The sequence below is a fragment of the Seleniivibrio woodruffii genome (genome assembly GCF_029267515.1).
Classification (GTDB): domain Bacteria; phylum Chrysiogenota; class Deferribacteres; order Deferribacterales; family Geovibrionaceae; genus Seleniivibrio; species Seleniivibrio woodruffii_A.
Genome location: NZ_JAJUIS010000009.1, coordinates 69,118 through 89,685 on the forward strand (window position 1 = coordinate 69,118; position 20,568 = coordinate 89,685).

The window sequence follows — 20,568 nt, forward strand, 5'->3', positions numbered from 1 at the left end:
AAGATGTCCAATAGAATCACAATCGACCCTATTACCCGTATTGAAGGACACCTCCGCATTGACTTCGAAGTGGAGGGAGGCAAGGTTTCAAAAGCATGGTCCTCCGCGCAGATGTGGAGAGGTATCGAAAAAATTCTTCAGGGAAGAGACCCCAGAGACGCATGGGTTTTTGCGCAGAGATTCTGCGGCGTTTGTACCACAGTACACGCTATCAGCTCTATCCGCTCACTTGAAAACGCACTGAACGTTGAAGTGCCCCTTAACGCTCAGCTCGTGCGCAACATTATCATCGCACAGCACTCCGTACAGGATCACATCGTTCACTTCTATCACCTGTCTGCTCTGGACTGGGTTGACATAGTTTCAGCTCTTTCCGCAGACCCCAAAAAGACAGCACAGCTTGCCCAGTCCATCTCAAACTGGCCCGGCAACAGCGAAACAGAGTTCAGAGCCGTTAAAGAAAAACTGACTGCCTTCGTTCAGACAGGCAGACTCGGCATCTTCGGTTCAGGATACTGGGGACACCCCGCAATGAAACTTCCGCCCGAAGCTAACCTTATGGCTGCCGCACACTATCTGAAAGCACTCGACTATCAGAAAAAAGCTGCCGCTGCCGTTGCTATCCTCGGCGGAAAGAACCCCCACATTCAGAACCTCTGCCTCGGCGGTGTCGCAACAGCAATCAACATGGACAACGAAGCAGCAATCAACATGGAGCGCATCGCACTGCTCAGACAACTCATGACCGAAACAAGAGACTTCGTTAAAGAAGTTCTTTTCAACGACGTTGTGACAATCGGCTCTCTGTACAAAGACTGGTTCTCATACGGACGCGGCGTGGATAACTACCTCGCTGTGCCTGAGTTCCCCCTTGACAGCAAAATGACTAAATTCGATATGTCAGGCGGTATCATCCACGGCGGAGACCTTAAAAACTTCCGTAAACTGACAACTCACACTGACGAAGCTCTCATCAAAGGCATCACTGAGTCCACAGCTCACGCATGGTACAAAGACGACAAGCCTAAACACCCCTTCGAAGGTGTTACAGAGCCTGAATACACAGACTTCAACCCCGACGGCAAATACACATGGTGCAAGGCGCCCAGACTCGACGGCAGACCTGTTCAGGTTGGACCCGTTGCTCAGATACTCGCTTCCTATGCGGCAGGCGACAAAGAGGTCAAAGCCCTTGTTGACGCAGTATGCAGCAAACTCGGAATCAGCGTTAACGCCCTTCAGTCTACAATGGGACGTCACGTCACACGCGCCATCCGTTCCGTTATCATGGCTGAAAAATCACTCAAATACCTCGACATGCTCGTTGAAAACTACGGCAAAGGCGACACAGTTTACGCTAACCACACAGAACTGCCCAAAGGCGAATATCAGGGTGTGGGCTTCCACGAAGCACCCCGCGGAACCCTGTCTCACTGGATGGTTATCGAAGACAAAAAACTTAAAAACTATCAGGCAGTTGTTCCTTCAACATGGAACGCAGGACCCAGAGATGAAAACGGCGCAGCAGGACCCTATGAAGCAAGTATTCAGGGCAACCCCGTTGCTGACGCACACAAACCTCTGGAAGTAATCAGAACTGTTCACTCTTTCGACCCCTGTATAGCATGTGCAGTGCACTCTATCGACCCTGAGGGCAAAGAGATTACAAACGTGAGGGTTAGATAATATGCAGGTGGTGGTCTTCGGAGCAGGAAATCTGCTTCTCAGCGACGAGGGGCTTGGTGTTCATCTTGTTAAAAGGATGAATGAAAAATATGAAACCTCAGACGATGTCGAGTTCTATGACGGCGGGACTATGGGTATTCTTGCCACCCATAAACTTGAGGAGACCGCCCATGTGATTATCGTGGACAGCCTCGACGCGCAGGGAATACCCGGCGAACTCAGGGTTTACAAAAAAGAGGATATCATGCTGGAGAAAATTCCCGCAAAGATGTCCCCCCACCAGATAGGGCTTCAGGAGGTACTTACACTCAGCGAGCTGAGAGGAAAAGCACCGGAAACGATAACATTCTACGGCGTTATCCCTGCAAGTCTGGACAGCTCTGTGGAGCTTAGCCCTGAGGTTGAAGAGAGGCTCGACGAGATTGAGACTCTTATAGTTGACGAACTTAAAAGGATGGACATTAATCTGTCGCCCGTTATAGCGGCATAATTTCCCATACCTCTTCTATGGGAGTGATGAAATAACCCCCTTCATCACTCCCTTTTTAATTTCTCCCATCTCTGCGAGGAGTCAAACGACGAAGCAGTCTGATACTTATTCTTTGTATTTCCACTGCTTTTCCTGTATATTCCCAACATCATATCAAGGAGCGAACATGCCGCCCATAGCACCCTCAGTGTCAATTAGTTGACGCATTTTTTTCCTTCCTTGGAAAAAATACGTCAACGCTCCAATCGGCAAAAGCCTCGCTCCGCTCACGTTCCACTCGTTCAACCGATAAATCGGTGTCACTCGCTCCACGGGTTTCATCCTGAAACCTGAACCGTCACTGCTAGCGCAAGCGCGGCAGTCTGATACTTATTCTTTGTATTTCCACTGCTTTTCCTGTATATTCCCAACATCATATCAAGGAGCGAACATGCCGCCCATAGCACCCTCAGTGTCGGTTCAGGTGACACCTGCCGCAGAGAAGAGCATAAAAAAAGGACATCCGTGGGTGTACGCCGACGCAGTGCTGAAAACCAGCCGCGAAGCAGGCGCAGGGGACATCGCCGCCATATTCAGTGCAAAACGCGAATTTATAGGACTGGGGCTGTACGACCCCACATCTCCAATACGCATACGCATCCTCTCAACCAAACCGAAAACCACCATAGATGAGGCATGGCTGAAAACCGCCATGCAGAATTCCATATCAAAAAGACAACATCTTATAGATGATAAGCTCACTGACGGTTTCCGCCTTATACATGGCGAAAACGACGGTTTGCCCGGTCTGGTTGCGGATATTTATCGTAACGTTCTCGTCATAAAACTCGATACGACCGCATGGATGCCCCATCTGGAGCTTATCTGCATGGTATTCAGAGAACTTATAAGCCCACTTACCATAATTCTGAGGCTATCGCGCACAGTGGCTCCGCAGTACGGATATTCCGATGGCTGTCTGCTGTACGGCGAACCGGTCGGCGGCGCGGTTATATTTTCGGAAAACGGCATACTCTTCGAGGCAGACCCTGTGAAAGGGCAGAAGACCGGATTCTTCCTTGACCAGAGAGATAACAGAGCGAGAGCCGGAAAACTGGCAAAGGGCAGAGACGTTCTGAATATATTTGCATACAACGGCGGTTTTTCTCTCTATGCGGCTAAGGGCGGCGCAAAGTCCGTCATAAGCCTCGACATCGCTCCGCAGGCTCTGGAAGCGGCTAAACGCAATTTCGCACTGAACCCCGACCTCACCTGTCTCCACGAGACCCTCTGCGCGGACGCGTTCGAGGCTATGAAACAGCTTGCGGACAAAGGCAGAAAATTCGGAATGGTGATTGTCGATCCACCCTCTTTCGCGCGAAAACAGGCGGACGTACCAAATGCGCTTGCGGCATACGAAAAGCTGACAAAGCTGGCGGTAAACCTCACGTCAAAGGATGGCATCCTTATTTGTGCATCATGCTCGGCGCGGGTTGGTGCAGATGATTTCTTCGAAACGGTTCTCAAAACCGTGAAGCGTTCGGGACGCTGCTTTAAAGAAACGGAAAGAACGAGAAACGCCCCCGATCATCCGGTCGGATTCAACGAGGGCGCTTATCTGAAATGTATCTATTTAAAAATTACTTCCTGAGATTCAGTTAATCATTAACTCAAGGTCTTCAAGGGTCTGGGAACCGTATTCCTCGTCCTCCGGATCGCCTTTGCTGTTGTAAACTTTAGTATATGGAACGGCGTCTATCTTCATCATCTCTTTGTGCAGAGCCACGGAACCCGTAAAAAACCGGAAAGGGAATTTCTCTTCTTTGATGGTAGATTCAGCGTATCTCTCATCGGCAGGCTTCGTTATACCTATAACCTGAATATTATGCTTTTTTATGAAATCCGGATTGTTTCTAAGCATACGCATTTCGCGCATACAGTGAGGGCACCAGGGAGCCCAGAAAACGACTACGGTTTTACCCTTAAATGATTTAGAAAGGTTGACTATATCTTTGGTATCAACCGTTTTCAGCGGTTCGGCAAAAAGATTGAGTGAAAGCAAAAAAACCGCAAATATAAGAACTGTTATTGTACGCATATTTCCCTCAATAAAAAAATATACGCAAACATACTCCCATGGCGGTATTAAATCAATATAAACTATTTTCTATATACCGAAAACCCTACATACAACAGTATCAGAATCCATATGAAAGCTATAGGCACCAGCACCTTGAGATAGAAAGGCCAGTCAGCGAAACCGAAAAACTGTTTTTTCTCATAAAGCCCGATGTCCAGCGACCGCATAAGCTCGTATATGCTGATATAGCTTACAGGCATTATCCATCCGGCATAGTTGCCGTCTTTCAAAACCTGCGAATCGCGCGGAATATTAGTAAGAATGTTCTGCATATCCGTTACAGTCTGCTCGTCCGCGTTTTTACCAGCCAAAAAAGCCCATTCAGGATAAAGTCTTGTGCTGTGAAGAAGCGGCAGTCCGTCGGAAACGCTGTTTATAACCTTTATATCACTGAGCTTTATCCTGCCCTTTTTCGCCATGCTTTCAAGGATGCCGGAACGCACACTGCCCATATCCGCGCTTCCGGCAAGAACATAGTCAACAACCTTGTCCTGCGTACCGGTAAAGACAACCTTGAAGTCTTTGTTCTCTTTCAGCCCGGCATCGCGAATCTCTTTCAGCCCCATCCAATATGCACCGAACCCCTCCGGATCGATACCTGCAAACACTTTTCCTTTGATATCCCTGAAATTATTTATATCTTTTCTGTCGGCGCGGGTGAAAACAGCAGACGAAAAATAAGAAACCGTCTTGCCGTTGTATTCCCTGAGTTCCGTAAGCATTATCCGTGCGCCGTATTTCTCTTGAAGGATAACGGCTTCCGCCGGCTGGGTTATAACGAAATCAAGCTGCCCGGTCTCCATCAGCCTGCGCATCTGCTCAAACCCGAAAACCGGCATAAGGTAAAATGAATATTTCGTCTGTTGCTGTTCAAGATAGGCAAGTGTCGGCGACCACATCTGATATGCTTCCTGAATACCGTTGTAAGCCCTGACCCCCACAGTGAAAACCTTTTCCCTGTCAGCGTGAGCAAAATTCGTAATGAGTACAAACATAAACAAAAGAATCATTTTGCGCATAAAATTCCTCGCCTAGGCAGTGAATTTCGGCAGAACCACTGTGAACATCGCACCTTCAATTGTGTTTGAAGCGGAAATTCTGCCTTTCATATGGTTCTCTATTATGGCTCTGGTCATATACAGACCGATTCCGGTACCCTCTTCGTTCTGTTTCGTGGTGAAATAAGGTTCAAACATCCGCGCCATAACTGCCTCGTCGATGCCGCCGCCATTGTCAGATATGGAGAAAGATATTTCATGTTCATCGGTTTCGAGGATTATATCTATTATTCCTTCATTAATTTTTCCGGCACGTATCTCTTTTATTATAGCGTCCTTTGCGTTCTGAATGATGTTCAGCACAGCCTGTTTCATCTCACCAGGAAATCCGCTTACAATCGCCGTATCAGCCAGTTTCCCTGGGTTTTCGCATACGCCTTCCGCATATACAAAAATATCGCTGCCACTCCTGCATGTATAGTTAAGCGATATGCCGTTGTATTTCATCTGGGCGTTTATCAGCCTTATAACCTCCACCATACTGGTTATGATTGAAAACTGTTTTTCCGTTTTGTCCGCACGGAAAAAGTTGCGGAAATCGTCTATAGTGGTGGACATATGCTGGAGCATAGTCATTATCTTCTCTTCAAACTCGTTCGCCTCTTCCATATCCAGATTGCCTTCGCGCTGACCTATAACATAGCTCTGAACAGCAAGCCCTATTATGTTCAGGGGCTGCCGCCACTGGTGGGCTATAGCGTTCACCATACGTCCCATATCGACAAATTTCTGCTGTTCGAAAAGGAGCTGTTCGTTCTTCTGTCTCAGTCCGGTTTCAAGTTCAACCATGTTTTTCAGCTTAACGTTCATGTCCTCAAGCTCGGTTTCACGCTGCTTTATACGCTTTATAAGCTCGTTGTACGCAGAAACAAGATCCCCGATTTCGTCACTCCTTTTTATGGGAAGAAACTGATCATAATCAAGTGATTCCGCCTTTCGCACAGCGACCTGAAGCTCTTTCAGAGGCTTTGTAACGGCAAGATTCAACAGGAAAAAACTGACGGGCACCACAAGCACCAGTACAAAAAAGGAAATCATTATAAATCCCATAAGGATGCTCTGGCGTATGTCCCGCACTGCGTAGTCGTGGGCGGAGAATCCGAAATCCACCGAGGTATCCCCGTCTATCACCCATTTCTGGAAATACACGTTCATACCGTCTGAACGCTGTATGCGCTCGGCTGTGGTGAAACTTTCGGGAAACAGTGTCGTATGATCCGTGTCAGGTCTGAATGAACTGTCAAAAACTGTCCATCCGTTGATATAATATGTGAAGCCCATTCCCGTTGCCGCCTCAACCTGACGTACAAAGGATGAATCGAGAAAATCAGCTGACATAACGGTCATACGGCTTCCGCCGCGGACAGCCTCTGCTGCGTACTGAACAGTCAATACGCCGGATATGTCGGTAAAGCTGTACCCTCTGCGGACGTGTCTGGAATTTGCCAGAAAATCTTTTATAAAATCAACTCCGCCGAAACCGCTCATTATTTCGCCGTTTTTAATTATTACCGGTTTACCCGCATAATCCATGTAACCACCGTAATAGTCACCGTTTTCTCTGAATGCAAAGACCCGCAGCTTCATTTCGCTGTCATAAACAGCCAGAGCCCCTACGTTTCCAAGATTCGCCATCTCCGACAGCTTGGATGCCTCGCGGAAAAGCCCAGTTTCGGTGGAAAAATCCATTATTCCCAAATAATCCGAGCCGGATATCACGTCTGTATATTTAAGAAGATCAACCTGCAAACTTTTGATTTTTTCATTCAGAACTGAAAAAGAAGTGCGGAAGGAAGACGCTGTACGCCAGTTGATATTTGACACAGTCATAGAATACAGTGTAACTGCAAAAACCGCGCACATTAACAGTATTGTGAGCATCACAAAAATAAACAGTTTTGTTCTGACACTCTTAATTTCCGGAATAATCATCCAGCTTTCTCCGGGCATACCGTCACTTGGTTTAACGGAACGGAATATATTAAAAAGCTAACCTTTGACTATGCTTCTATGATTCAATTTTATATTATTTTAGAAATATTCACAATAGATTTAGAAATAATCCCCTTAGTAAAGCTCATATGTCAGTATTTAATTAATCATAGATTCATAAATTCAACTCTCCATTATATAAAATATTGTGCAATCACAACAATATATATAGTTATTACAATACTCTGTGGCGAAAAACAGCCACAGCACAAACGCAACACAGCCCAATTGGCTGATTTTCGCCATACAAGAACCAGTATAAAAATGCGCATCCGGCTCTCGAATATTTTTTTAAGGCTTTGACAGCAGATATTTACAAAACACGCACATGGATTTTACAATTTTGGCACAGGCATTGCTCTAATAATTACTGAAACGTACGCAATAGGTATCAGATTTAAACATGGGTTCGGCGTAATGCCGAGGGGGAGTGTCTTGTATTCGGCGGGCGAAATGCCCGCTGACAGGACAAAAAGAAACAAATAGCCACAAATAAATAGATGCATAGGCGGTATCAACCGCTTTTCGCCCTGCTGAGGTCTCCAATACCGGCAGGGCTTTTTTATATCCCCTCTTTTTGTTTATATACGTCTTATTACATCGTCAGAATTTTGATTTCTAGGGTCATGTACACTCACGTACACTCCCCGTCTAAATCAAAATTCTTCCTTGTACTACTCGCATCTAAACAAAAATCTGCTTGAATCCTCGTTCTGCTGCGTCACTTCGTTCATCGCGAAGATAAATAAAAAATCCGGCTTCGCGAGGAGCGAAAGAGACGCGGCGATCTCATCTTAGTTTGCTTTTATACTCTATCTCTAAATGCGTTAAATGGTCTATACGAAAAACAAATCAGACCAAACCGTATTTTTCCAGCTTATACCGCAGAGTGCCCCTTGGAATATTCAGCAGTTTCGACGTCCGCAGGACGTTAGCACCCGTAATGACAAGTGCTTCGGAAAGAAGCTGTTTCTCGACACTTTCAATGGCTGATTCAAAATCCATACCATCAGGCGGTATATGCAAATTGCTCTGGGTTCCGATTTTCGGTTTTTCGCCTGATATCTCACGCGGAAGCATGTCCGGCGTGATTATCTCACGGCTGTACATGATACAGATCCGCTCGACGATATTCTTCATTTCACGGATATTTCCCGGCCATGGATAAGCCTTGAACAGTTCCAGCGCCTCTTTCGAAACCTCGCGAATATCCTTTTTAAACTCGGTTCTGTAACGTTTTATAAAATGGTCAAGCAGCGGTGCGATATCCTCCGTCCGCTCTCTGAGCGGCGGCAGAGACAGCGGAAAAACATTAAGCCTGTAAAACAGATCTTCCCTGAACTCTTTGTTGTTTATTGCCTCACGCAGATCCTTGTTTGTGGCTGCAATTATACGCACGTCTATATCTATGTTTCTGGTGCTGCCCAGTCTGCGTATCTTTCTCTCTTCCAGCACACGCAGGAACTTAACCTGCAAATTCATATCCATTTCGCCTATCTCGTCAAGAAACACAGTGCCGCCCGCTGCCTCTTCCAGAAGTCCGGTTTTTCTTGTCTTGGCATCGGTGAACGCTCCCTTTTCGTGCCCGAAAAGCTCTGATTCCAGAAGGTTATATGGAAGCGAACCGCAGTTTATGTCTACAAACGGCTTGTCCTTTCTTGGAGAAAGATTGTGTATCGCTCTGGACACAACCTCCTTTCCCGTGCCGCTCTCACCGGTAATAAGCACTGTGGCTGTCTCGTGCTTTGCCACCTCGCGTATCTTCATGAAAACATCCGTCATGGCAGGGCTTACACCGACAACCTCCGGCAGAACAGAACCGTCCCGTTTAAATGATTTCAACTCCCGTTTAAGGCTTCTTGTTTCCAGCGCAAGCCGAACGATAAGGTGCAGCGCGTCCGCTTTGAAAGGTTTTTTGATATAGTCGTAGGCGCCCATTTTAAGCGCCTCCACGGCGCTTTCAACGGTTCCGTAGCCTGTTATGATTATTACCAGAATTTCTGGATCTATCTCTTTCATCTCACGCAGTATGTCTATACCGCTGTCCCTGCCAAGGTTCAGATCGAGCAGAACAAGGTCGATATCGCCCTCGGTCAGCATATGTATCGATTCGTGCCTGTTCTGGGCAACGGCAACGTCGTAACCTTTAAGCGTGAGAGTTCTTTCGAGATTTTCGCGAATAAAAATTTCATCATCGACAACGAGTATTTTTTCCATATCAAATCCATGCGAATAATTGGGTGAAATAAAGTATAGGCGATTATGAAAATATAGCAAGAAAAACATGGCGGTTTTTCGCCATCAACCCAGATTGAAAGTTATAAGAAACTCGGTACCCTTTCCCACCTCGCTTGAAACCGTTATCTCGCCGCCGTGTCTGCGCACAATATCGCGCACCACTGAAAGCCCTATGCCTGTTCCGCCCTGTTTGTCTGTGAAAAACGGTTCGAAAATCATATGAACTTTTTCTTCCGGTATGCCGGAGCCTGTATCTTCGAAATGAATATATATCTTATTATCAGCAGTTTTAGCGGTCACTGTCAGATTTCCGCCACTTTCCATTGCCTGAACGGCGTTTATCACAAGATTATGAAACGCCTGCCGCAGTTTGCTGCCGTCCGCAAGGATATGCGGTATGCCCGGTTCTATCTCTGTGCGAACCACGACCCTGTTTATTACACAGAGCTTATGGTTGAGCATCAGCACTTCCGAAAGAACGACAGCAATGTCCTCTTCGCCCATGGCGCGGACATCACTTCCTGAATATGTGAGAACATCCGTAAGCATCTGCTCAAGACGTTCAATCTCAGATATCGCCATCCTAAGAAGATGCCTTTCATTCTCGGCACAGCTCAGCCTGTCGTGGATATCGTCCAGCAGAACACCGATTCCCGTGAGAGGGTTGCGCATCTCGTGCGCCAGAGAGGGCATTATTTCACCCAGAGACATAAGTTTAGAGGCACGTTCGCGCTCAGCGGCGTTCTCAAGAATAACGAGTCTGTGCCCGCTTTCACCGACGTTTTCGGATGTCACGGAATAGTCGGATGCCAAACCGCCTTTAAAGAGGCGCAGTGTTTCCCCGTCCGCAACATTTTTAAGTTTTGCGCCGGCATCCGTCTCTTTCAGAAGCAGACTGCCGACCCCGTCAGCATAGACAGTGTCCCCGTTTCCGTCGATAATAATAATGGCTCTGTAAAACTTCAGAAATCTGTTCATCTACACCCTGAATCTTTCCACCATAGTGTTAAGATGTGCCGCCTGCTGTGCAAGCTGATCTATCGTACTGTTAACTTCTGTCATAGTGTTTACGTTCTGTTCCAGCCCTTCTGACATCTGCACAGCGTTTTCGTTTACGTTCTGGATACCCTCGCTCTGTTCGCCGATAGCAAGCCGCACGGCACCGATGCTGAGATTCACGTCGGTAATTGCATCCACAATTTTTCTGAACGAAGCATCCGTTTGCTCGATAAGTTTATTGCCCTGTTCAATATTCTTCTCTGCGTCGCCCATTTCAGTGGACGCGGACTTTGTATCCGCGACAAAAGTTCTGATTATAGAACCAATCTCAGATGTTGCGGACTGGGTTCTTTCCGCCAGTTTGCGCACTTCGTCGGCAACAACGGCAAAGCCCCTGCCCGCCTCTCCAGCTCTTGCCGCCTCGATTGCGGCGTTGAGCGCCAGAAGGTTGGTCTGGTCGGCAATATCGCTTATCACGTTGAGAATTTCACCTATCTGTCCCGAAGAGGTAGTAAGGTTTTCGATGGTTTCGGAAAGTTTTCCGGTGGAATGTGTAATGCCCGCCATTCCTTTTTTCACCATTTCAAGTTTTTCCGCACCGTCTTTCGTACTGTCCACAGCCTCGTTCAGTGGAACGGAAGCCTGCTGTATATTGTCCACCATGACGTCACTGGTGGCACCTATCTCGCTTATGGCGGAAGCTATGGATTCAACCTGACGGGAGCGCTCCATAAAGGTCTCAGTCATATTTCTCATAGTGGAGTTAAGCTCCTCCGCACTTACGCTGACCCCAGCGGCATTCTCCTTAACGTCGGATACTATTTCCTGAATACTGCTGACGAAGCTGTCGAAATAGCCTGACATCTCGCCTATCTCGTCTTTGGTTTTTATGTTTATGCGGCGGGTGAGGTCTCCCTTGCCGCCTGTGAAATCTTTAAGAACATGTATAAAGCTGTAAAGCCTTTTGATAACCGCTGTGTGCACGAAAAAGTATATCAGACCTGACAGAACGGCTATTGAGATTGACGTGAAATAAACCCAGAATGCTGCGGAACTTACCGCAGTTCTGTTAATATCGGAAGCCAGTTCATATTCGTTTGTGATGGAGGATATCAGAAGCTCTATTTCGTTGCTGTTTTCGCTGGCAATACCGTCTATCCTGTCATCAAGCGCAGCAAACGTTTCGTTGTCCGCTCCGTTTTTTACGGCGTTGAAAAGTTCACCTTCAACAACCTCTTTCTGTTTCGCGAACATAGCCAGAATCTTTTCAATATTCGCCTTTTCCTCGTCAGTATCTGCATATTCACGGAAGGTCGGCGTCATCTCTTCTATATCTTTGTAATATCCGTTCAGTTCTTCCAGAAGTTCAGGGGCAACCTGCATGGAATCTTTATCGACTATTACGTCCATCGCAGCCAGTGCTATGCCGCTGTTATAAGTTTTCAGTTGATTAACATCCAGTATCTGTCTCGCCCTTTCATCCTGCGTTTCCGAAGCGGATTCTGCGCCGGACAGTTTTATGCCGAGATACACGGCTGTGAACACAGAAACTACGAATAATACAGAAAAAAATAAATTAAGTTTTGCCCTGATAGTCATGTGGCACCTCAAAAAATCAAATAATCACCTAATTGACTATACCGATTCAATCTTAATTTAACAAGTGAATGTTCCTCTCATATTCTCCCTTTGCGGCGCAGCCAGATAAAGAGAAACGGCCATATAACCAGCACAAAGAGAGATACGCAGGCAATGAGCAGACCGTAAAATCGCAGAGGGTCTGCATGGGGCAGTGTCACAAGCCACATGCTGAGAGCGCCCGCCATGAACTGATAAAAAACCATGAACGACGAAGCGGAACCTATGTCCGTGCGTACCTGTTCAAGAACAAGGCTGGAACTGACAGGTCTGTTGAACCCTGTGAAAAAAGCGAAGATGAACATCCCCGCAGCAAAGAACTCATATCCGCGGTGATTGAACAGCAGAACGAAGAGACCGCCCGCAAACGCACCGATAAATCCGACAGAAAGCATAAGCGACTGTTTCAGCCTGACCGAGAGCTTTGCGCTTGCAAAAGAACCCGCCATGGCACAGACGGCGTTCATGCCGAAGAGGATACTGAAAAGCTGACCGGAAAGCCCGTAGATATTGATATATGCGATGGGTGAAAACGCTATGAATCCGTAAAAAGGGGAGATGGAAAGTCCCATAACCGTGGTTGCTGCAGCATATTCCCTGTTGAACAGCAGAGACTTATACCGCAGAAACATCGAAAGCACGCTGCCCTTTATAAACTCTTTCGCCGTCTCCTCGTATCCCATTGCGATAATTGACGTTATAAGTACCATGGCGCCCTGAGTGAAGAATATCAGTCTCCACGAACCAAACCCAAGCAGCATCGTACCTATGGACGGCGCCACCATGGGCGCAACGGCGAGGATAACACCGATGTACGCCAGCGCTTTCTGACGCTCCGCACCATCATATTTATCCCTGCATATCGCCATGACCATCGCTGATGGTGCAGCGGCACCCATACCCTGAATAACCCGGAACATTATCAGCATGTAAGGATTCGCGGAAAGTCCGCACAGAAAGCTGGACGCCACGAACAGCCACAACCCGAAAAGGAGAACAGGTCTGCGCCCTATCCTGTCCGAAAGGGGACCGAAAAGCAGCAGAGACGAGCTGAAAGACGCAAACCAGAGCACCAGTGAAAGGTTCACTACGGAAACATGGACGTTCCAGTCGGCGGCTATCTTAGGGATGGCGGCAAGATACATATCGGTAGCAAGAGGAGGCGTTGCGCCTATCAGAGACAAAAATATAATATAAAGTGACGGATTTTTTATTTTGAATGAACTGAACATGGAAACCTTCTCTCCAAATAATATAGAACACTTACGCTATATCAGGTATACTACATCTGAGGCAATATACAATGGATAAATCATATATAACATATAGTTTTATACTATCAGACACAAACGGATGGATAGACACCGACCGCACCCACCCTTCGGAAAATATCGCAAGAAGGCTTTCGTGGGTGCACATGGAAGCCGACAGCGGGAGAACAAAAGACTGGCTTTACGAACAGGAAAACATTGACCAGCTTGCCATAGACAGCCTTCTGGAAGAGGACACACGTCCACGCACCGTTTTTTATCAGAACGGATATATGCTGAACCTGCGAGGAGTGAACCTCAACACAGAGCAGGATCCGCACGACATGGTTTCCATAAGGCTTTTCATTCAGCCGGACAGGATAATCTCCACATCAAAGCGCCAGTGCCACGCCGTTGAAGACATCGCGGCGGCTCTTAAAGCCGAGGACGCTCCGAGAACATCCGGTGAGTTTGTCACCCTTCTGCTGGAACTGCTTACAGAGCGTGCTGAAAGCTACATAACAGACCTTAAAGACGGCACATACGAGCTGGAATACAAAATCATCGATGAATCGGATATAAATCAGCGCAGGCAGATATCAGAGATACGGCGCGCTGTTATAACCTTCACCCGATATTTCTCACCGCAGAAAGATGCCGCAGCAAAACTGGCATCGGCAAAAGGCTGCCTGTTTGACGCTTCTCAGGAACAGCGTATTCAGGAATGTATCAACAAGATAAGCAAATTCATAGAGGATCTGGACGCGTTGGACAACAGGTGCTACGTTCTTCAGGACGAAGTTGCAGCCATAACCAACGACCGGATAAACAGGAACATGTATTTCATTTCGATGATGGCGGCTGTTTTTCTGCCTGTAACGTTTCTCACAGGGCTTTTCGGTGTAAACCTCGGCGGGATACCAGGCGGAAAGAGCGAAAAAGGATTCATAGTATTCATTGTTGTGCTGGTGCTGGTGATAATCATTCAGGTGTACGCATTTAAAAGATCGGAAAGGTTCAATCGCAAACCATAAGGGAACACAGACGGAAGTCTTTGCATAAAGTCAGACCGGCTTTGTCCAGAGCGGTATCAATACGCTTGCGGGTCTTTTTTTCACCAAGCCTGTCTGAAGTGACATAAAACACCCTTTCGGTTATGACAAACATTATTTCCGAAATGCCCTTCTGTTTCTTCATTTCATCAATAAACGCAAAGACGCAGGGGACACATACGGTGCCGTATTCAAACCCCATCCCTTCGACATGTATTTTGTATTTTTCCATAAAGTTCACCGTTTGGCTGTTAATATATACTTTTTTGCGGATTTTTCAAATAAGACATTTTTTATCCTTTTTCGATTAAATATTCCTGCAAGTGCTTTTTCCGGTATCTGCTACCAGTTTCTATGGCGTTCGGAACACATTTTTTAGAGGACAAACGTCGATATTTTTGTTATCATCCAGTCAACACAAACAGAGGTTTTTATATGAAGTTAAGCATTATGCAAAAACTCTTTATTCCCACTTCAGTGGTTTTTCTAATCATAATAGTATCTTTTATAACAAATTGGATTGTAATAGAGGGGCAGGAAAAGGATGCACTTATTGTAAACCTTGGCGGGCGCCAGCGTATGCTCACGCAAAAAATGACCAAAGAGGTTCTGATATACGAACTCGGCGGCGCTTCGCAAGAAGATGTGAAAAAAAGTATCACAGGTTCCGTCAAAAACTTCGATATGACCCTTAAAGGGCTTATAAACTCCGGCGAAGTGCCCGTTTCAAACGACCCGGAAGGCGAAAAGGTCTTCATAAACGCTGTAGGCGAACCTGCGCACGGTCAGCTTGAAAAAGTTGCACAGCAGTGGACAACTTTTTCCGGTAATATTACAAAATATCTTGAATCAGGCGACAAACAGGCGCTTGAATACATTATGCAGAACAATATGCCCCTGCTGGCTGAAATGAACAAAGCCGTGACCATGCTTCAGGAGGCATCCGAATCAAAAGTTACGAACATGCTCCGTATGCAGCTTTTCTTCACAATAGTGATAATAGCATCTGTTCTTCTGCTTATGCTTGCCTCAAAAATAATGATAGGATTTATTAACAATTTTAAAGACAGAATGCGCGATATCTCCGAGGGTGACGGTGACCTGCGCCTCAGGCTGAACGTTAAAAGCCACGACGAGATAGGCATTGCAGCGAAATACGTTGATCATTTCATAGACACTGTGCATCGCGTCGTATCATCAACAATGCGCAACGCAGACGAAACATACGAATCAAGCATCAGGCTCTCGTCAACGGCAGAATCCCTTTCAAACAACATACACCAGCAGATGGAGCTGGTTTCAAAAAGCGGCGAGCTTACCTCCGAAGTCGGCAACGAACTGGACATGACCGAGGAGATGGCTGTCACCACCACAGAGGTAATAGAAAAAGGCAACAGACAGCTTGAGGAGTTCACCGTTCATCTGAACACTTTCTCCGCATCCATCGTTCAGGACAGCAAAAGGCAGTCTGAGCTTTCCGAGCGCATAAAGGCGCTGAACGAACAGATGGCGCAGATTTCAAGCGTTCTGGGCATGATAGCAGACATTGCCGACCAGACAAACCTGCTGGCGCTTAACGCATCCATAGAGGCGGCGAGAGCAGGCGAACACGGACGCGGATTTGCCGTTGTTGCGGACGAGGTGAGAAAACTCGCAGAACGCACTCAGGCGTCGCTGGGCACTATCAATTCGACAACAGGCGAGCTGGTGGACAGCGTTGAATCCATAAGCAAAGAGACAGACAAACTTTCCAAAAAGATACTTGGCGTTGCTGATCAGTCCAACGACCTGATAAATCTGGCAAACAGCACAAAAGACGAGCTGAGTGTGTCGCTGAACACCTCCGCAACTCTTGTGGGCAAAACAACGCTCATAGCCACGAGAACTAAAGAGCTTATACAGATAATGCAGCAGCTTTATGATCTTTCGGAACGCAACACCCATGCCGGTGACGACGTAAGTCAGATAGCCGCGTCACTTAATGCGAAGGCTATGGAGCTTTCCTCCATGCTGAAACACTTCTCCGTATAAAAACAGACAGGGCGGTGTCACTCACCGCCCTTTTTTATTTCATCTATTTTGTCAATATAACCAGCCACATCGAACTTTGACCGACAGCCGTTTCGGTTCATATAGCGTATCTTCCCGTAAACGGGTCGCTCCGTCCATGCCCTGTCGTGCACTCCGGCAACGCTCCACGCCACGCCCACATATCCGTTCGGGTCGCGCCCGTCCAGCGCATAGGTGTCGTTCAGCAGAAGAGCGTATCTGAAAGCTGCTTCAGGGTCAGCCGTCCACTCAAGGATCTTCTTCGCCCAGTACATCCGCATATAGCCGTGCATACGCCCCGTCAGACGCAGTTGATCCTGTGCTGCGTTCCACAGGGTGTCGTGGGTTTCAGCCAGCTCAAACTGTTCGTATGAATAAACATAATCACGTCTGTCGTCTCTGTGTTCATCAAGGGTTTTAAGCGCCCATGAATCCGCACCGTCAATACTGTCGTAATCTGGATTATATAAGCAGTAGTTGTCCGTAAGTTCACGCCGCACGATAAGCTCTTCAATGTATGCGTCCTTATCTGCATCCGGCGCATCCGCCGCCAGAACGTTCAGCGCAGCTCTTTGGGGGGCGATCTGACCGAAATGGAAATACGGGGACATCATGGACTGTGCATCAAAATTGGGGTTATTCCGTTTTTCGTTATAGAAAGAGAGCTTTTCGTCTGTAAACTCATGCAGTGTTTCTGCACCCGCCTTTGATCCTGCTGTCACAGGGAATAATCCGTCATACGGATACAGCGTCTCCGCCCTCTTCCAGTCCGGCGCCTGAACAGTCTCAGAAAAAACAGCCTCCTGTCGGTTCATCTGCGGAAATTCCGTAAGAAATTCACCCAGAAGCCTGTGTATCTTAGGGCGTATGGTTCTCGCGGCATACTCCTGCTTGTCCGAAGCAACTCGGCAGGGAACAACGTTGTGCGCATCCACCTCTATGACGGGAATGTCAAGCGCTGACGCGACCTCCTCCCGCCATGCCATAGGCACCTTGAGCGGCATGAAATCGCATATCAGAGTGTCAGCTTTTTGGTATCTAACGAATTTCGGAATCTCTTCCTGCGGTCTGCCAATGAGCAGATAAAAAGGGATGTTGAGGGCTTCAAGCTCCTTCGCGGTCTCTTTCAGCCCGTTTATCATGAATCTGTAATGATATGAATTGCCGTTGGGAAAGCCCGGAGCCAGACAAAAAACCACAGCAAACGCGCTGTCCGCCGACTTTGCCAGCTCTGCGGCATAGACGAGCGCCCAATTGTCCCGCGCCCGCTGGTCTCTGGACATCCAGTAGACCGTCCTGCCCGCCTTCGACACCTTCCCGTTCAGTGAGTATGTACGTCTTATATCCATAAGACACTATACTATACAATAAGCGAAACCGCCACTCCCCACATTGTGCAGCATACGATTCCATCGAGCATACGCCAAACTATCGGTTTTGCGAAAACTCTCGCAAGTGCGGAACCGAAAAGAACAAGGGTGAAGAACCACACAACAGAGGCTGTTGAAGCGCCAAGTCCGAAAAAATACCGTCCGCTGCCCATGAAACCTGCGCTGATACTGCCCACCAGAAGCACTGTGTCCAGATAGACATGGGGGTTGAGAACCGTCACGGCAACTGTGGCAAGCAGTGTCTTTTTTATGCTGGAATCTGTCTTTTCATTCAGTTCCATCCTGCGGTCGGAAAACGCAGACCTTAGAGACAGAAGACCGTACCAGAAAAGGAAAGCCGCGCCGCCCCATGTTGCAATCTTCATCAGAAGCGGATTGGATGCAACAAACGAACCCACTCCGGCAACTCCTGTCATGATGAACAGTACGTCGAAAACAGCGCATATCAGCGCCACCTTGAAGTGATGGTTCCTCTTTACGCTCTGGGTAAGAACGAACGCGTTCTGCGCGCCTATCGCTATTATCAGTCCGGCTCCGGTCGAAAATCCGCTTACAAATGCAGTCATTTTGCTCTCCTTTCGTCAGAAAACATATGACATCTGATATGAAAAGTAAAATTAATTGTTTTCATAATACATAAGTTTTGCTAATATTAGTCTATGTACGATTACAAACTGCTGGAAGCCTTCTGTGCCGTCGTCGAGTGCGGCGGGTTTGAGAAGGCGGCTGAAAAACTCTTTATAACCCAGTCGGCTGTGTCACAGCGCGTGCGGCTGCTTGAGGATGCGGCAAAGTCCGTTCTCCTTGTGCGCTCCAACCCGCCGACACCGACAGACACCGGCAAAGCGTTCATAGCTCATTTCAACAAAGTAAGCTCGCTTGAGCGGGAGCTTGAGAAAGCACTCAGTCACGAGGAGGACTGCGGTTTCACAAGTTTATGTATCGGGCTTAACGCGGACACCCTTGCCACATGGTTTTTCGATGCCGTTGAGGATGTTGTCAAAACAGAAAGGCTACTGCTGAAACTCCGTGTGGACGATCAGGAGGTGACGCACTCCATGCTGAAAAACGGAGAGGCTTCGGGATGTATCAGCACCAGAAGCACCCCCATGCAGGGATGCAGTGTGCATTACCTCGGCAAAACAACATACAGGATGTACGTTTCGCCGGAAAAACATAAAGAGTGGTTTCCGAACGGTTTCACAGCAGAGGCACTGCAAAAGGTGCCAGTCATAATATACAACGAACGGGACACTCTCCACACACAGATGTTCCGCAATGCGCTCGGTACGGAGAACATCAGCCACCCCAGCCTTTACATCCCGTCCGTCGAAAAATATCTTGATGCGGTGATACGCGGATTCGGCATAGGCATGATGCCCGATCAGCAGTGCCGGAGATACTTCGAAAACGGATTGATAGAAGACGCGGCGGCACCTTACACCGTTGAGGCGCACCTTTACTGGCACAGGTGGAACATCGGATCAAAACCGCTGGATGCGCTGACCAAAGCGCTGATTCGCTATTGTAAAGATGCGTGATGTAATATATTCTGAAAATTATTTGTTTGTTTGGAGGCATCTATGAACGTTCACGATATAATCAGAAAAGTACGCGACAGAGAGGCATTCACCCACGCGGAAGTGGTTTCTATGCTGGAAATAGACCCTAAATCACGGGAGGCACACCTGCTCATGGGTGAAAGCGTCAGATTTTCCCGCGAACTGACGGATAACACAGCCGAGGTGCACGGGCAGTTCGCCCTTAACCTTGCGCCCTGCCCTGTGAACTGCCGTTTCTGCGCATTCGCCGCGAAATACGGTATATTCAAAGAACCTAAGGAACTCACCGTTCAGGAAGCTGTTGAATATGCGAAAGGCTTTGATAATGCAGATGAAAACGCCGCCGTCTTCCTTATGACCACAGCAAACTACGACTTCGGGAAATTTATAGAGATTTCGCAGGAAGTAAGAAAAATACTCCGTCCCGAAACCCTCATGATAGCCAACGTGGGCGATATGTCCCCTGAACAGGCTGTTAAAATGAAATCCGCCGGATATAACGGCACATACCACGCCATCCGCATGGGCGAAGGCGACAGAACGAACGCACCCGTTAAACAGCGTCTGAAATCAATCCGTGCGTTTCAGGATGCTGGCCTTATCGTCGGCACCTGCGTTGAACCCGTAGGACCGGAACACACCAACGACGAGATAGCCGAAAAGATACTCCTTGCAGCATCCTTTGACCCCGCTTTCAGCGGAGCCATGCGCAGGATAACAATCCCCGGTTCCGACCTTGAACAGTACGGAATGATATCCGAACTGCGTCTGGCACAGATTGTGGCAGTGACACGCATAGCGACACCTGCGACAGTGGCGGGCAACTGCACCCACGAACCGAACGTCCTCGGCGCTTCGGCAGGAGCTAACCTCTTCTGGGCAGAGGTGGGCGCAAACCCAAGAGATACGAATGAAAAAACGGAAGAGAACAGAGGCATGTCAGTTGCGGACTGTTCGAAACTCCTTGCCGAAGCGGATTGGCAGGTGGGCAAACGTCCTTCCGTATATTATAAAAAGTCTCACTCAGTTTTCGCAGAGGTATAA

At 47.7% G+C, this 20,568-nt stretch carries 17 protein-coding genes; 7 read left to right on the forward strand and 10 right to left on the reverse strand.

From position 1 onward, the window contains the following. Positions 1–3 precede the first annotated feature (3 nt). The 3 genes from Q7P67_RS10445 (at position 4) to Q7P67_RS10455 (ending at position 3,806) form a co-directional block, all read left to right on the forward strand. Positions 4–1,686 (forward strand): nickel-dependent hydrogenase large subunit, encoded by a 1,683-nt coding sequence (locus Q7P67_RS10445; protein WP_303851930.1) that lies wholly within the window; start codon positions 4–6, stop codon positions 1,684–1,686. 1 nt (position 1,687) lies between these two features. Further along, positions 1,688–2,176, forward strand: a complete 489-nt coding sequence (locus Q7P67_RS10450) for a HyaD/HybD family hydrogenase maturation endopeptidase (RefSeq protein WP_303851931.1) — start codon at positions 1,688–1,690, stop codon at positions 2,174–2,176. Between the two features lie 430 nt (positions 2,177–2,606). Next, entirely contained in the window at positions 2,607–3,806 is a 1,200-nt protein-coding gene (locus Q7P67_RS10455) for a class I SAM-dependent methyltransferase (RefSeq protein ID WP_303851933.1), read from the forward strand. Between the two features lie 3 nt (positions 3,807–3,809). Here the strand turns inward: Q7P67_RS10455 and Q7P67_RS10460 are convergent, their stop codons facing one another. The 7 genes from Q7P67_RS10460 to Q7P67_RS10490 form a co-directional block, all read right to left on the reverse strand. Beyond that, on the reverse strand, positions 3,810–4,253 hold the full coding sequence (locus Q7P67_RS10460; RefSeq protein ID WP_303851935.1) for a peroxiredoxin: 444 nt from the start codon (positions 4,251–4,253) through the stop codon (positions 3,810–3,812). A 62-nt stretch (positions 4,254–4,315) separates the two neighbouring features. After that, positions 4,316–5,290, reverse strand: a complete 975-nt coding sequence (locus Q7P67_RS10465) for a phosphate/phosphite/phosphonate ABC transporter substrate-binding protein (protein WP_303851936.1) — start codon at positions 5,288–5,290, stop codon at positions 4,316–4,318. A 36-nt stretch (positions 5,291–5,326) separates the two neighbouring features. Continuing rightward, on the reverse strand, positions 5,327–7,285 hold the full coding sequence (locus Q7P67_RS10470; RefSeq protein WP_303851937.1) for a sensor histidine kinase: 1,959 nt from the start codon (positions 7,283–7,285) through the stop codon (positions 5,327–5,329). 912 nt (positions 7,286–8,197) lie between these two features. After that, entirely contained in the window at positions 8,198–9,562 is a 1,365-nt protein-coding gene (locus tag Q7P67_RS10475) for a sigma-54 dependent transcriptional regulator (RefSeq protein WP_303851938.1), read from the reverse strand. An 84-nt stretch (positions 9,563–9,646) separates the two neighbouring features. Continuing rightward, a complete protein-coding gene (locus tag Q7P67_RS10480; protein WP_303851939.1) occupies positions 9,647–10,561 on the reverse strand; it encodes a PAS domain-containing sensor histidine kinase in 915 nt (304 codons plus the stop codon). Continuing rightward, positions 10,562–12,181 (reverse strand): methyl-accepting chemotaxis protein, encoded by a 1,620-nt coding sequence (locus tag Q7P67_RS10485; protein WP_303851940.1) that lies wholly within the window; start codon positions 12,179–12,181, stop codon positions 10,562–10,564. A 77-nt stretch (positions 12,182–12,258) separates the two neighbouring features. Continuing rightward, the gene (locus Q7P67_RS10490; protein ID WP_303851941.1) at positions 12,259–13,404 is read right to left on the reverse strand and encodes a multidrug effflux MFS transporter; all 1,146 of its coding nucleotides are present in this window, start codon (positions 13,402–13,404) and stop codon (positions 12,259–12,261) included. Positions 13,405–13,523: 119 nt separating this feature from the next. Here Q7P67_RS10490 and Q7P67_RS10495 point away from each other — a divergent pair, with 119 nt between their 5' ends. Beyond that, complete coding sequence (locus Q7P67_RS10495; protein ID WP_303851943.1) at positions 13,524–14,504, forward strand: zinc transporter ZntB; 981 nt, start codon at positions 13,524–13,526, stop codon at positions 14,502–14,504. Here Q7P67_RS10495 and Q7P67_RS10500 read toward each other — a convergent pair. Next, positions 14,488–14,754 carry a hypothetical protein gene (locus Q7P67_RS10500; RefSeq protein ID WP_303851945.1) on the reverse strand — a complete coding sequence of 89 codons (267 nt, stop codon included), beginning with the start codon at positions 14,752–14,754 and terminating at the stop codon, positions 14,488–14,490. The two genes, Q7P67_RS10495 and Q7P67_RS10500, sit on opposite strands and share 17 nt — an antisense overlap. Positions 14,755–14,957: 203 nt before the next feature. Here Q7P67_RS10500 and Q7P67_RS10505 point away from each other — a divergent pair, with 203 nt between their 5' ends. Then, a complete protein-coding gene (locus Q7P67_RS10505) occupies positions 14,958–16,553 on the forward strand; it encodes a methyl-accepting chemotaxis protein (RefSeq protein ID WP_303851946.1) in 1,596 nt (531 codons plus the stop codon). A 17-nt stretch (positions 16,554–16,570) separates the two neighbouring features. Here Q7P67_RS10505 and Q7P67_RS10510 read toward each other — a convergent pair whose 3' ends face one another. Together Q7P67_RS10510 and Q7P67_RS10515 are read right to left on the reverse strand one after the other, a co-directional pair. Continuing rightward, a complete protein-coding gene (locus Q7P67_RS10510; RefSeq protein WP_303851948.1) occupies positions 16,571–17,920 on the reverse strand; it encodes a deoxyribodipyrimidine photo-lyase in 1,350 nt (449 codons plus the stop codon). Positions 17,921–17,931: 11 nt separating this feature from the next. Beyond that, on the reverse strand, positions 17,932–18,528 hold the full coding sequence (locus Q7P67_RS10515) for a LysE/ArgO family amino acid transporter (RefSeq protein ID WP_303851950.1): 597 nt from the start codon (positions 18,526–18,528) through the stop codon (positions 17,932–17,934). Positions 18,529–18,621: 93 nt separating this feature from the next. Between Q7P67_RS10515 and Q7P67_RS10520 the strand changes: the two genes are divergently transcribed. Both Q7P67_RS10520 and Q7P67_RS10525 read left to right on the forward strand, forming a co-directional pair. Beyond that, positions 18,622–19,503 (forward strand): LysR family transcriptional regulator ArgP, encoded by an 882-nt coding sequence (locus Q7P67_RS10520; protein WP_303851952.1) that lies wholly within the window; start codon positions 18,622–18,624, stop codon positions 19,501–19,503. A 42-nt stretch (positions 19,504–19,545) separates the two neighbouring features. Continuing rightward, a complete protein-coding gene (locus Q7P67_RS10525; protein WP_303851954.1) occupies positions 19,546–20,568 on the forward strand; it encodes a radical SAM protein in 1,023 nt (340 codons plus the stop codon).